Here is an 11,770-nt window from a genome sequence, read left to right as displayed (position 1 = left end):
CCAGCGCGCCGGGTTGGACTCTTCGCGCCAGCCGTGCACGGCGCAGTAGTCCAGCACCGCCTCCAGGCGCTGGCGCACGCGGGTGGCGGTTTCGGTCTTGGTGGTCCAGATGGGCTTGAGGATCGCCAGCACGTCCTCCAAGGTGACCTCGGCCGGGCGCTTGGCCCCCACCACCGGCCAGGCGTAGTCGCGCAGGCTGTGGCGCCACTGCTGGGCGTGCTTGGGGTTGCGCCAGGCTGCGGCACGATCCTGGATCATGCGCTCGGCGGCTTCGGCCACGGTGGGAATGGGCGCACCGCCCTGCGCCAGGCGGCCCAGCACTTCGTCCGGGTGGCGGCCATCGGCCAGCGCAGCGCGCAGCTCGGCAGCCAGCTCACGCGCGCGCGCCAGGCTGCGCGCCTTGACGCTGCCCAGACCGCGGCGGTGCTGCTTGCCGCCGCGCTTCCAGACGAACACCCAGGAACGCCGCCCGCCTTGCACGTGCAGGAACAGTCCGCCGCCATCGGCGTGCAGTCCAGGCCCTAAACTGCGCACCTGCACCGCCGTCAGCCTTGCCAGTTCGCGCCCCACGAAAAAGTCTCCTCCGAACCTTCCGTTATAACCCGCGTTATAACCCGAAACGTCGGCTGGCGGCAAACACTATCGGACAATGGCGGACGATAGGTATATAAACTTCAACGTGTTATACGAGCTTAATAGACAGCTTCAACCCTCTCTGCACGTCTGATTGGCGGACTCTCACTCCGCCACCTTACCCCACCCCCGCCCGCATGTCGCGCGGGGTTTTTGTTTGGGGCGACGCTATCATCATGCCAACCGTGGACTCCAAGGCGCGGGTGAGGGGAAAGAGACATCATGGACGTCAACAATCACAATCACACGGAGGGGCGGCGTCGGTGGGTGGTCGCTGCGCTGATTGGGGCCGGCGCGCCGTGGGCGTGGGCTCAGGGCCGCGACGCGCAGCCGTGGCCGCAGCGGCCTATCAAGCTGATCGTGGGCTTTCCGCCCGGCTCGTCGCCGGACACGATGGCGCGCACGATCGCCGAGCCGCTGGCGGAGCGGCTGGGCCAGCCGGTGGTGGTGGACAACCGCCCTGGCGCCGGCGGCAACATCGCCGCCGACGCGGTGGCGCGCGCCACCGACGGGCATACGCTGGGCCTGATGATCAATGGCAATCTGACGATCGCCAAGATCCTCAATCCGGCCACGCCGTACGACCCGCTGACCGACCTGGCGCCGGTGAGTCTGCTGGCCACCGCGCCGCTGGTGCTGTGCGCGGCGCCGACGGTCGTCGCCCGCGGCGCGGCGGTGCTGCAGGCCGCGCGCGAGGCCGGCGGGCAGTGGAACTACGGCTCGCCCGGCGTCGGCACGGTGGCGCACATCGGCATGGAGATGATCCAGGCGCGCGCTGGCTGGCGCGCTGTGCACGTGCCGTTCCCCGGCAACCCGCAGGTCATCCAGGCGATGCTGCGCGGCGAGGTGCAGCTGGCGCTGCTGCCGCCGGGGCTGGCGCTGCAACAGTCCAGCGCCGGCAAGCTGCAGGCGGTGGCGTTAACCAGCGCCGGGCGCAGCACGCTGGCGCCGGAGGTGCCGACGCTGGCGGAGCTGGGTCTGGCCGGGGTGCAGCTGGAGATCTGGAACGCGGTGGCGGCGCCGCGCGCGATGCCGGCGGCGCACATCGAGCGCTTGGCCACGGCGCTGGCGGCGATCCTGCGCGAGCCGGCCGTGCGCGACAAGCTGTTCCAGCAAGGCTGGCAGGTGGCGGGCACCGCGCCGCAAGGGCTGGCGCGCCGCATCCAGAGCGACACCGCGCGGATGCGCGAGGTCATCGAGCGGCTGGGTCTGCGGGTGGGGTGAGCGCGATGCAACGGGACGTGCGAGACCTGATCGGCGGCCTCTTGATGACTGCGGTCGGTGCGGGTGCCGCGCTGTATGCGCAAGCGGAGTATGAGCTGGGCGAGCTGCGCAACATGGGGCCGGGGTTCTTTCCGGTGGTGCTAGGGTGGTTGCTGGCGGCGTTGGGCGTGTTGATCGCGCTGCCGGCGCTGCTGCGCCCCGGGGAGTCGGTCAGGCTGGCCGGTCGCGCCGCCCTGTGCGTGGTCGGATCCATTGTGGTGTTTGGCCTGCTGCTCAAGCCCGCAGGGCTGGTGCTGGCCACCGTGGCGGCGGTGCTGGTGGCGTCGCTGGCGGACGCACGTTTCACCTGGCGCACGCGGCTGCTGACGGCGGCGGCGATCGCGGCGCTGGCGTGGATGATCTTCATCGCGGGCCTGGGCATGGTGCTGCCGACCTGGCCCTGGAGTGCCTGAAACGATGGACGTCTGGCAAGGATTGTTGTTCGGCCTGCAGCAGGCCATGCAGCCGATGATGCTGCTGTATTGCTTCATCGGCGTCTTCATCGGCACGCTGATCGGCGTGCTGCCCGGCATCGGCGCGATGGCCACCATCTCGCTGCTGCTGCCGGTCACCTATCACATCCCGCCCACCGGCGCCATCATCATGCTGGCCGGGGTCTATTACGGGGCGCAGTACGGCGGCTCCACCGCCTCGATCCTGCTGAACCTGCCCGGCACCCCCTCATCGGCGGTGACCTGCCTGGACGGCTACCAGATGGCCAAACAGGGCCGCGCCGGCGTGGCGCTGTTCATGACGACGATCGCCTCCTTCGTCGGCTCGATGCTCGGGGTGGCGATCCTGGCGGGTTTTGCGCCCTCGATCGCCGAGGTGGGTCTCAAGTTCGGCCCGGCGGAGTATTTTGCGATGATGGCGCTGGGGTTGCTGGCGGCCTCGACGCTGGCCTCGGGTTCGCCGCTCAAGGGGCTGGCGATGGTGGTGCTGGGGCTGCTGCTGGGCACCGTCGGCACCGACGTCAACTCCGGCGTGGCGCGCTTCTACTTCGAGATCCCGGAGCTGATGGACGGCCTCAACATCGTCGCGCTGGCGATGGGGCTGTTTGGCATCGCCGAGGTGATCGGCTCGGTCAACCAGCCGCGCGACGGCCACATGACGCACGCGATCCGCCTGCGCGACATGCTGCCGACGCGCGAGGACTGGCGCCGCTCATGGATGCCGATGCTGCGCGGCACCGGCATCGGCTCGTTCTTCGGCGCGCTGCCCGGCACCGGCGCATCGATCGCCTCCTTCATGTCCTACGCCGTGGAAAAGCGCGTCGCCAGGGAACCGTCGCGCTTCGGCAAGGGCGCCATCGAGGGCGTGGTGGGGCCGGAGGCGTCCAACAACGCCGCGGCGCAGACCGCCTTCGTGCCGACGCTGTCGCTGGGCATCCCGGGCGATGCGGTGATGGCGCTGATGCTGGGCGCGCTGATCATCCACGGCATCCAGCCCGGGCCACTCTTGATGAGCAACCAGCCGGACCTGTTCTGGGGCCTGATCGTGAGCTTCGCGATCGGCAACATCCTGCTGGTGATCCTGAACCTGCCGCTGGTGGGCATGTGGGTGGCGATCCTGCGCATTCCCTATCATGTGCTCTATCCAGCGATCCTGATCTTCATCGCGCTGGGCACTTACAGCGTCAACAACAACGTGTTCGACATCCACATGGTGGCGCTGATCGGCGCCGTCGGCTACCTGCTGGCGGTGCTGCGCTTCGAGGCCGCGCCGCTGATGCTGGGCTTCGTGCTCGGGCCGCTGATGGAGGAGAACCTGCGCCGGGCGCTGCTGCTGTCGCGCGGCGACCCGATGATCTTCGTCGAGCGGCCGATCAGCGCGGCGTTCCTTGCTGCGGGCGCGCTGCTGTTCCTGTGGAGCCTGTGGGGCGTGCTGAAGCGCACGCTGCGCGAGCGTGAGCGCACCGCCGGCTGAGGCCCCAGCCGTCGCGCCCGACCCGGCGCGCGTGCTGCGGGTGCTGGGCACCGGCGGCACCATCGCCGGCCGTGCCGCCTGCGCCGACGACGTGGTCGGCTACCAGGCCGGCGTCGTCGCGGTGCAGGACCTGCTGCAGGGCCTGCCCGCGCCGCCGGGCTGGACGCTGCAGACGGCCCAGGTCGCCAACCTCGACAGCAAGGACATGACGGTGGCGGTGTGGCGCGCGCTGCTGCAGGCGGTGCATGCGGCGCTGCACGACCCGGCGGTGGGGGCGGTGCTGGTGACGCACGGCACCGATACGCTGGAGGAAACCGCGTGGCTGCTGCAGGCGGCGCTGGCGCCGGCCAAGCCGGTGGTGCTGACCGGCGCGATGCGGCCGGCCACCGCGCGGGTGCCGGACGGCCCCCAGAACCTGACCGACGCCGTGACGCTGGCCACCGACGCGGCGCTGCGGGCCGCCGGCGGCGTGTGGGTGACGCTGGCCGGGCGCGTCTTCGACGCCGCCGCGGCGCGCAAGGTGCACCCGGCGCGGGTGGACGCCTTTGGCGGCGGCGACGCCGGCCCCGCGGCGTGGGTGGAGGGCGGCCGGGTACGCTGGCTGCTCGACCCAGCGGCGCGCGTGGCGGCGCTTGAGGCGCTGGCCGGCTCGCGGGGGGCGGCGGTCGAGCCGCCCTGGCAGGCGGCGGCGTGGCCGCGCGTGGAGTGGATCACCAGCCATGCCGCCGCCGACGGAGCGCTGGTGCGCGCGCTGTTGGCGCAGCGGTGCGCGGCGCGGGCGGGGCAGGATGCCGACGCGCCGCTGGCGGGGCTGGTGGTGGCCGGCACCGGCAACGGCTCGGTGCATGCCGAGCTGGCCGACGCGCTGCGGCAGGCGCAGCAGGAGGGCGTGGCGGTGTGGGTGACGACGCGCTGCGCCGAGGGGGAGGTGCTGCCGTCCCCCCATGGACGGAGCGCTGGCGGCTGGGCGGTGACACCGCTGCCGCCCGCCAAGGCGCGCATCAGCCTGATGCTGGCGCTGCTGGCGCAGGCGGATCCGCGCTGAAGCGCTCGCAGCACCGAGCCGATCACCGAAGGGCGGGCGCCGGCAGGCCAGGCGCAACCCACGGGTTTAGCTTTCCAGCGCCTCGAACACGCGCCGGGTGATCTCCTCCACCGTGCCCAGGCCCGAGATGCGGCGGTAGCGCGGCGCGTTGGTCGGATCTTGCTCAGCCCAGCGGCGGTAGTAGTCCACCAAGGGCCGCGTTTGGGTGGCATAGACCTCCAGCCGCTTGCGCACCGTCTCTTCCTTGTCGTCGTCGCGCTGGATCAGGTCTTCGCCGGTGACGTCGTCCTTGCCGGGCACTTTGGGCGGGTTGTAAAGGATATGGTAGGTGCGTCCGGAAGCAGGATGCACGCGCCGCCCGCTCATGCGCTCGATGATGGCCTCAAACGGCACATCGATTTCGAGCACCACGTCAAGTTTGATGCCAGCCTCGCGCAGCGCCTCGGCCTGAGGGATGGTGCGCGGAAAGCCGTCGAACAGGAAGCCGTTGGCGCAGTCCGGCTGCGCGATGCGATCCTTGACCAGGCCGATGATGATGTCGTCGCTGACCAGGCCGCCGGCGTCCATCACCTGCTTGGCGGCCAGCCCGAGCGGGGTGCCGGCCTTGACGGCAGCCCGCAGCATGTCACCGGTGGAGATCTGCGGGATGCCGTATTTCTGGCAGATGAAGGTGGCTTGCGTGCCTTTGCCAGCGCCCGGAGCGCCCAGCAGGATCAGTCTCATGGGATTCCTTTGCTTGTCGTCTCACGTGGGGATGGGCTCGCGGCCTTGGCCGACGGCGTCTCCTCGGGCGGCGCGCCGACCGCAAGCGTCCAAGAATAGCACGCGTTGCCCGACACAGGCTTACAGCGCCGCGGACCCGCCGGGGGTATCAGATGCCTAGGCCGGCAGCCAGCAGGGCGCGCACGCGCTGCAGATCCTCGGGTGTGTCGACCCCCGGGCCCGGGGCGTGGTCGGTGACGTGCACCGCGATGCGCTGCCCGTGCCACAGCACGCGCAGCTGCTCCAGCTGCTCGCAGCGCTCCAGTGGTGCGGGCGGTAGCGCCGGAAAGCGCCGCAGAAAGCCAGCCCGGTAGGCGTAGAGCCCGATGTGGCGCAGCGGCCGGGCGCCGGCCGGCCAGGCGGCCAGATCCAGATCCCCGTCGTGGCGCGGCGCGTCGCGCCACCACGGGATCGGCGCACGGCTGAACAGCAGCGCGCTGCCGTGCGCATCCAGCGCCACCTTGACGACGTTCGGGTTGAAGAGCTCCGTGCCTTGCGAGATCGGGTGCGCCGCGGTGGCCACCGCGCAGTCCTCGCGGCGGTGCAGCAGCGCCGCCACCGCGCGCACGAGCTCGGGGTCGATCAGCGGCTCGTCGCCCTGCACGTTGACGACGATAGCCTCGTCCGGCAGGCCGAGCCGCTGCACCGCCTCGGCCAGGCGGTCGCTGCCGCTCGGGTGGTCGGCGCGCGTCGGGAGGGCCGGCACGCCGGCGCGCGCGCACACGGCGGCGATCTCGGCGTCGTCGGTGGCCACCGTGCAGCTGGCCGCGCCACTGGCGCGCGCGCGCTGGGCCACGCGCACCACCATCGGCACGCCAGCGAGGTCCAGCAGCGGCTTGTCCGGCAGGCGCGTGGAGGCGCGCCGCGCCGGGATCAGCACGTGAAAGGCCGGCGTGCTCATCGGACCTCGGGCTGCGCCGGGCGCGGCGGGGCCAGGCGGTCCAGCTCTTCCTCGGTTAGCGCCCGGGCCTCGTTTTCCAGCAGGATCGGGATGCCGTCGCGCACCGGGTAGGCCAGGCGCGCACCGCGCGAGACGAGCTCGCCGGTCTCGCGCGCCAGCACCAGCGGCCCCTTGGTCACCGGGCAGACCAGCAGCTGCAGCAGCTTTGCGTCCATGCCGCGCATCATAGCGCGCCGCCCTGCCGCGGCGTCCGGGCGTCAAGCCAGGCATCGAGCGTCTGCGTGAAGGCGGGCGGCAGTTCCAGCGCCAGCGGCACGGCCCACACGCGCAGGCCGTGCGGCAGCGGCGCGCCGCGCAGCTTGACGGCGTCCTTCTCGGTGCAGAGCCAGTCGCGCGGGCCGCCGGCGCGGGCGGCTTCCCGCAGCGCTTCAAGCAGCTCGCCGGCCGGCACATGGTCGCGCAGCGCGCGCGTGGCGGCCAGCGGTACGCCCGCGGCGCGCAGCGCGTCGAAGAACGCCTGTGGCCGCGCGATGCCGGCCAGCGCCCCTGGCGCCGGGCGCCGCCCGGCGGCCCAGTCAGCCAGCGGCCGCCGCTCGCGGCCATCGTCGGCATGGCCGGTCAGCCGCCGCTGCGCCTGGAATTCAGGGTAGGGATGGAACGCGGGCGGCTGCGCCGGCGGCTCGGTGCGCAGCACCCAGACGTCAGGCGCCGGCGCGCGCCGCAACGGCCACGGCTCGCGCAGCGGCCCGGCCGGCAGCAGCCAGCCGTTGCCGACGTCGCGCGCGTCGAACAGCACCAGCGCCAGATCCGCCGCCAGCGCCCAGTGCTGCAGCCCGTCGTCGCTGAGCACCACGTCCACGTCCGGATGGCGCTGCAGCAGCGCGCGCACCGCGGCGGGGCGATCGCGCGCCACCGCCACCGGCGCGTCGGTGGCCTGCGCCACCAGCACCGGCTCGTCGCCGCAGCGCGCCGGGTCGGGGTCGTCGGCCACCAGATGCGGCGATCCACCGGCGCCGCCGTGGCCGCGCGCCACCACGCCGGGCCTGCGGCCGCGTGCGCGCAGGTGGCGCACGAGGGCGATCAGCGTCGGCGTCTTGCCGGTGCCGCCGGCCAGCACGTTGCCAACCACGATCACCGGCACCGGCGCGCGCCACGGGCGGCGCAGGCCGACGCGCCAGGCCGCACGGCGCAGCGCCAGCAGCGCGCTCATCAGCGCCTGCAGCGGCCACAGCGCGCGCGCCGCCGCGCCGCGGCGCGCCCAGACGCGCAGCCAGTCCGGCCCCGTGCTCACGGCGCGCCGCCGCCGCGCTGGGTGGCGAACGTGATCTGCGCCAGTCCCGCCAACCGCGCCGCGGCCAACACGTCAATGACCGACTGGTGCGTCGCGGCGGCGTCGGCCTGGATCACCAGCAGCGCCTCACGCCGCTGCGCCGCGGCGGCGCGCAGCGCCTGCGCCAGCGCCTCCACCCCGCGCTGAGTCAGCACCTGATCACCCACGGCCACGCGCCCGTCGGCCGCCACCGCCACGACAATCTCCGCCGGGCGCTGCGGCGGCGCCTCGGCGTCGGCCTGCGGCAGCGTCACGCGCAGCGCGCTGGCCTGGCTGAACGTGGTCGTCAGCATCAGAAAGATCAGGATCACCAGCAGCACATCGATGAACGGGATCAGGTTGATCTCCGGCTCGTCGCGCTGGCCGTGGCGGAAGTTCATCGTCGGCGCCTCCGGGTGGTCGGGCGGGGGGCGTTCACCCGCGCAGGCGCAGCAGGTGGTGCGCGAAGCGCTCGGCAGCCACCTCCATCTCCAGCAGCAGCGCGTCGGCGCGCGCGCGGTAGAGGCGCCAGAAGATCAGCGCCGGCACCGCAATGATGAGGCCAAACGCGGTGTTGTAGAGCGCCACCGAGATGCCGTGCGCCAGCTGCGCCGGGTTGCCGCCGCCGGGCAGCAGCCCGCCCGGGCCGGCCTGCGAGCCAAAGATCTCGATCATGCCAATGACCGTGCCCAGCAGCCCCAGCAGCGGCGCGGCCGAGGCCACCGTGGCCAGCGCACCCAAGTAGCGCTGCAGCCGTGCGGCGGCCAACTTGCCGGCGGATTCCAGCGCCGCGCGCAGTTCGGCTTCGGTGGCGTGCGGGTTGGCGTGCAGCGTCGTCAGCCCCGCGGCCAACACCCCGCCAAGCAGCGAATGCTCGGCCAGTTGCTGAACGATCGTGGGCGCCGGCACCGCGTGGCGCGAAACCTCGATGGCCTCATCCACCAACCCGGGCGGCGTGACGCGGTCGCGGCGCAAGCTCCAACCGCGCTCCAGGATCAGCGCCAGCCCGACGATCGAGCAGGCAATCAGCGTCCAAATCGGCCAGCCGGCGGCTTGTATGATCGACAGCAATCGGGCCTCCCGTCCGCGAAAACAATGCAGGGACGGCTGGATTATCGCCGAGTTGTTTCCCGGTGCTTGGGGCAGGGGCTCGCAGGACACGGCAGCGCCATGAGCGGATCAACCCTTTACTCTGCGGATGTGGCCGCCGACCTGCCGCTGTGGCATGTCGGCGCTTTGGTGGCGGCGGTGGCCGACGCTTTGCGCGCGCGTTTCAATCCGGTGCGGGTAGCCGGTGAAGTTTCAGGCTTGACGCGCGCGGCCAGCGGTCATGTTTATTTCACGCTCAAGGATGAGCAGGGTCAGCTGCGGGTGGCCATGTTTCGCCGCGCGGTGGAGGCTGGCGGCGGCCATCTGTTGCGCGACGGCGCACACATCGAGATGGTGGGGCGGCTGGATGTGTACGCCCCGCGCGGCGATCTGCAACTGATTGCTGAGCGCGTTCGTCTGGCCGGGCAGGGCAGCCTCTACGAACAGTTTTTGCGCTTGAAGGCGATGCTGGCCGCCGAAGGGCTGTTTGAGGCTGCGCGCAAGCGGACGCTGCCGCGTTACCCGACGAGCCTGGGCGTGGTGACCTCGCCCGACGCCGCGGCGCTGCGCGATGTGGCCACGACGCTGAGGCGGCGCGCGCCGCATCTGCCGGTGCGGCTCTACCCGGCTGCGGTGCAGGGCGCCGAGGCCCCGGCACAACTTTGCGCGGCGCTGCAGCGGGCGTACCGCGATTTTGAAACCCTTGGCGCGCCGCAGGTGCTGCTGTTGGTGCGCGGCGGCGGCTCGCTGGAGGATCTGTGGGCGTTCAACGACGCGACGCTGGTGCGCACGATCGCGCAGGCGCCGATGCCCGTGATCACGGGCGTGGGCCACGAGACCGATTTCACGCTGGCCGACTTTGCGGCGGACGTGCGCGCGGCAACGCCCACGGCGGCGGCAGAGCTTTGCGCGCCGGCGCGCGAGGAGCTGCTCGAGGCGCTGCAGCGCCTGCGCGGCCGGCTGCGCGACGCCGTCGAGCGACGGCTGGACGAGCGCGCGCAGCGGCTGGATCGCCTGGCGCAGCGGCTCGGGCGGCCCTCTCAGGCGGTGGCGCGCCAGCGTCAGGCGTTGCTTGCGCACCAGCACCGCTTGCAACGCGCGCTGCAGGGCTGGCTGCTGCGCCAACATCAGCGCCATGAGGCTGCGCAGACGCGCCTGCAGGCGGCGCTGCACGCGCGGGTGCCGCGTGAGCGGCAGCGCTTGCTGGCCTGCGCCCACCGGCTGCCCTTGGCGGCCAGCGGCGCGTGGCGACGAGCCCAGGCGCAGTTGCAACAAGCTCAGGCGCGCCTGGCGCTGCTAGACCCGCAGCGCGTGCTGGAGCGCGGCTACGCGCTGGTGACTGATGAAGCAGGGCACGTGGTGACGGACGCGCGGCGTGCACGGCTTGGGCAGAGGCTGCAGATGCGGCTGGCGCGAGGAGCGCTGCGGGCTACGGTCGATGCCATCGCCGAGGATGCCTCTGCCGCAATCCTGGCTCCGCCGCGAGGGTAGGCGGGCCTTGCCTACAATGCACGGCGCTGAAGGTGTTGTCCTAACCTTCCCTACCACGACCCAACCAGGAGTCTGTCATGGAACACGTCTTGCCCCCGCTGCCGTTTGCGATCGATGCGCTGGAGCCTTACTACTCCAAAGAAACGCTGGAGTATCACCACGGCAAGCACCATCAAGCCTACGTCACCAACCTCAACAACCTGCAGAAGGGCACCGAGTTTGAGACGATGGCGCTGGAGGACATCATCCGCAAGGCGCCCAACCCCGGCCCGATCTACAACAACGCCGCGCAGGTTTGGAACCACACCTTCTTTTGGAGCTGCATGAAGCCGGGCGGCGGCGGTGAGCCGACCGGCCCGCTGGCCGAGGCCATCAAGGCCAAGTGGGGCAGCTACGCCGCTTTCCGCGAAGCCTTCGTCAAGAGCGCGGTCGGCAACTTCGGCTCCGGCTGGACCTGGCTGGTCAAGAAGCCCGATGGCAGCGTGGACATCGTCAACATGGGGGCGGCCGGCACGCCGCTGACCACCGCCGACAAGGCGCTGCTGACGGTCGATGTGTGGGAGCACGCCTATTACATCGACTACCGAAACCTGCGTCAGAAGTTTGTCGAGACCTTCCTCGATAAGCTGGTCAACTGGGAGTTCGCACAGGCCAACTACGCCTGACAGCGCCACATCCCGGCCCCGCCCAGACAAAGGGGCCGGGCTTGGGCCAGGGGCGGCTCGACCGTCCCGTCGTTGCTCCTGCCGGGGCCGCGCAGCCGGGGTGACCCGCGTCAACGCCCGCCAAACGGTCCGCCAGCGAGCTTGAAGCCGGGCCTAAGGCCGCGCTGCGCAAACCAGCCCTGCGCCACCTCCAACACGTAGCGTACCGGCTCAGGGGAGCAGTGGCTGCGCTCGTCCAGCGGCTGCATGTCGGCCAGGTGAACGATGCGACCATCGTCGGCGACGAACGCCGCCGTCAGCGGCACGTAGGTGTTCTTCATCCAGAAGCACTGCACGGCCGGCGTCTCGAACACGAACAGCATGCCCTCGTTGGGGGCCAGGTCGCGGCGCCACATCAGGCCGACTGCGCGCTGCGCGGGGGTGGCCGCCACCTGCGCGTGAATCAGGTGCATGCCGGCGCGCAGCGTCACGCGCGGCAGGTCGCGTTGGGGCTGCCCCTGCGCCTGGCCCGATGCTGGGCTCAGCAGTCCGAGGGCCGCCAGCAAGGCGGCCATCCATGCCGCGCGCAGCCCGCAACCGGCCAAACGCAGCGTCCGAAGCGAGGCTTGCAAGCGGCCCGAGAGCATGGTTTGAACCCCGTTCGTAATCGGTTTGTCGCTAGAATTTTCGTTGAGAGGCTTTGGCCT

Annotated in this window: 14 protein-coding genes; 6 read left to right on the top strand and 8 right to left on the bottom strand. The window is 71.5% G+C overall.

Translation table 11 applies throughout. The features are described 5' to 3' along the window. Positions 1 to 570 (bottom strand): tyrosine-type recombinase/integrase (locus Talka_RS06625; protein ID WP_185970086.1); only part of this gene is annotated, 570 nt, incomplete at its 3' end. A gap of 285 nt (positions 571 to 855) precedes the next feature. On the opposite strand from Talka_RS06625, the gene Talka_RS06620 reads away from it, so the two are divergent. The 4 genes from Talka_RS06620 to Talka_RS06605 are packed head-to-tail and all read left to right on the top strand — an operon-like array spanning position 856 to position 4,867. Continuing rightward, positions 856 to 1,857 carry a Bug family tripartite tricarboxylate transporter substrate binding protein gene (locus tag Talka_RS06620; RefSeq protein WP_143890322.1) on the top strand — a complete coding sequence of 334 codons (1,002 nt, stop codon included), beginning with the start codon at positions 856 to 858 and terminating at the stop codon, positions 1,855 to 1,857. 5 nt (positions 1,858 to 1,862) lie between these two features. Continuing rightward, positions 1,863 to 2,309: a tripartite tricarboxylate transporter TctB family protein gene (locus Talka_RS06615; RefSeq protein ID WP_143890321.1), complete on the top strand. Its 447-nt coding sequence runs from the start codon at positions 1,863 to 1,865 to the stop codon at positions 2,307 to 2,309. A 4-nt stretch (positions 2,310 to 2,313) separates the two neighbouring features. After that, complete coding sequence (locus tag Talka_RS06610) at positions 2,314 to 3,822, top strand: tripartite tricarboxylate transporter permease (protein ID WP_143890320.1); 1,509 nt, start codon at positions 2,314 to 2,316, stop codon at positions 3,820 to 3,822. Beyond that, positions 3,803 to 4,867 (top strand): asparaginase, encoded by a 1,065-nt coding sequence (locus Talka_RS06605; protein WP_143890319.1) that lies wholly within the window; start codon positions 3,803 to 3,805, stop codon positions 4,865 to 4,867. Before Talka_RS06610 ends, Talka_RS06605 begins: the two co-directional genes overlap by 20 nt. Before the next feature lie 66 nt (positions 4,868 to 4,933). Here Talka_RS06605 and adk read toward each other — a convergent pair whose 3' ends face one another. The 6 genes from adk to Talka_RS06575 form a co-directional block, all read right to left on the bottom strand. Then, positions 4,934 to 5,590 (bottom strand): adenylate kinase, encoded by a 657-nt coding sequence (gene adk / locus Talka_RS06600; RefSeq protein ID WP_143890318.1) that lies wholly within the window; start codon positions 5,588 to 5,590, stop codon positions 4,934 to 4,936. Between the two features lie 148 nt (positions 5,591 to 5,738). Then, a complete protein-coding gene (gene kdsB, locus Talka_RS06595; protein WP_143890317.1) occupies positions 5,739 to 6,530 on the bottom strand; it encodes a 3-deoxy-manno-octulosonate cytidylyltransferase in 792 nt (263 codons plus the stop codon). Beyond that, entirely contained in the window at positions 6,527 to 6,745 is a 219-nt protein-coding gene (locus Talka_RS06590; protein ID WP_143890316.1) for a Trm112 family protein, read from the bottom strand. Before Talka_RS06590 ends, kdsB begins: the two co-directional genes overlap by 4 nt. An 8-nt stretch (positions 6,746 to 6,753) precedes the next feature. Then, positions 6,754 to 7,821 carry a tetraacyldisaccharide 4'-kinase gene (lpxK, locus tag Talka_RS06585; RefSeq protein WP_143890315.1) on the bottom strand — a complete coding sequence of 356 codons (1,068 nt, stop codon included), beginning with the start codon at positions 7,819 to 7,821 and terminating at the stop codon, positions 6,754 to 6,756. Then, positions 7,818 to 8,240 (bottom strand): ExbD/TolR family protein, encoded by a 423-nt coding sequence (locus tag Talka_RS06580; protein WP_143890314.1) that lies wholly within the window; start codon positions 8,238 to 8,240, stop codon positions 7,818 to 7,820. Before Talka_RS06580 ends, lpxK begins: the two co-directional genes overlap by 4 nt. A 34-nt stretch (positions 8,241 to 8,274) precedes the next feature. Beyond that, the gene (locus Talka_RS06575; RefSeq protein WP_143890313.1) at positions 8,275 to 8,910 is read right to left on the bottom strand and encodes a MotA/TolQ/ExbB proton channel family protein; all 636 of its coding nucleotides are present in this window, start codon (positions 8,908 to 8,910) and stop codon (positions 8,275 to 8,277) included. Positions 8,911 to 9,009: 99 nt separating this feature from the next. On the opposite strand from Talka_RS06575, the gene xseA reads away from it, so the two are divergent. After that, a complete protein-coding gene (gene xseA / locus Talka_RS06570; RefSeq protein WP_143890312.1) occupies positions 9,010 to 10,419 on the top strand; it encodes an exodeoxyribonuclease VII large subunit in 1,410 nt (469 codons plus the stop codon). A 77-nt stretch (positions 10,420 to 10,496) separates the two neighbouring features. Further along, on the top strand, positions 10,497 to 11,084 hold the full coding sequence (locus Talka_RS06565) for a superoxide dismutase (RefSeq protein WP_143890311.1): 588 nt from the start codon (positions 10,497 to 10,499) through the stop codon (positions 11,082 to 11,084). Positions 11,085 to 11,194: 110 nt separating this feature from the next. On the opposite strand, the gene Talka_RS06560 is transcribed toward Talka_RS06565, so the two are convergent. Beyond that, positions 11,195 to 11,638: a DUF192 domain-containing protein gene (locus Talka_RS06560; protein WP_143890310.1), complete on the bottom strand. Its 444-nt coding sequence runs from the start codon at positions 11,636 to 11,638 to the stop codon at positions 11,195 to 11,197. Positions 11,639 to 11,770 lie beyond the last annotated feature (132 nt).

This window comes from Tepidimonas alkaliphilus (assembly GCF_007556595.1).
GTDB classification, from domain to species: domain Bacteria; phylum Pseudomonadota; class Gammaproteobacteria; order Burkholderiales; family Burkholderiaceae_C; genus Tepidimonas; species Tepidimonas alkaliphila.
This window is presented reverse-complemented; position numbering and strand designations above follow the sequence as displayed.

What these genes read in the sequence shown, in the direction of transcription:
- Talka_RS06620 (WP_143890322.1), top strand. Translation starts at nt 856, where the DNA reads ATGGACGTCAACAATCACAATCACACGGAGGGGCGGCGTCGGTGGGTG.
- Talka_RS06615 (WP_143890321.1), top strand. Translation starts at nt 1,863, where the DNA reads ATGCAACGGGACGTGCGAGACCTGATCGGCGGCCTCTTGATGACTGCG.
- Talka_RS06610 (WP_143890320.1), top strand. Translation starts at nt 2,314, where the DNA reads ATGGACGTCTGGCAAGGATTGTTGTTCGGCCTGCAGCAGGCCATGCAG.
- adk (WP_143890318.1), bottom strand. Translation starts at nt 5,590, where the DNA reads ATGAGACTGATCCTGCTGGGCGCTCCGGGCGCTGGCAAAGGCACGCAA.
- kdsB (WP_143890317.1), bottom strand. Translation starts at nt 6,530, where the DNA reads ATGAGCACGCCGGCCTTTCACGTGCTGATCCCGGCGCGGCGCGCCTCC.
- Talka_RS06590 (WP_143890316.1), bottom strand. Translation starts at nt 6,745, where the DNA reads ATGGACGCAAAGCTGCTGCAGCTGCTGGTCTGCCCGGTGACCAAGGGG.
- Talka_RS06580 (WP_143890314.1), bottom strand. Translation starts at nt 8,240, where the DNA reads ATGAACTTCCGCCACGGCCAGCGCGACGAGCCGGAGATCAACCTGATC.
- xseA (WP_143890312.1), top strand. Translation starts at nt 9,010, where the DNA reads ATGAGCGGATCAACCCTTTACTCTGCGGATGTGGCCGCCGACCTGCCG.
- Talka_RS06565 (WP_143890311.1), top strand. Translation starts at nt 10,497, where the DNA reads ATGGAACACGTCTTGCCCCCGCTGCCGTTTGCGATCGATGCGCTGGAG.
- Talka_RS06560 (WP_143890310.1), bottom strand. Translation starts at nt 11,638, where the DNA reads ATGGCCGCCTTGCTGGCGGCCCTCGGACTGCTGAGCCCAGCATCGGGC.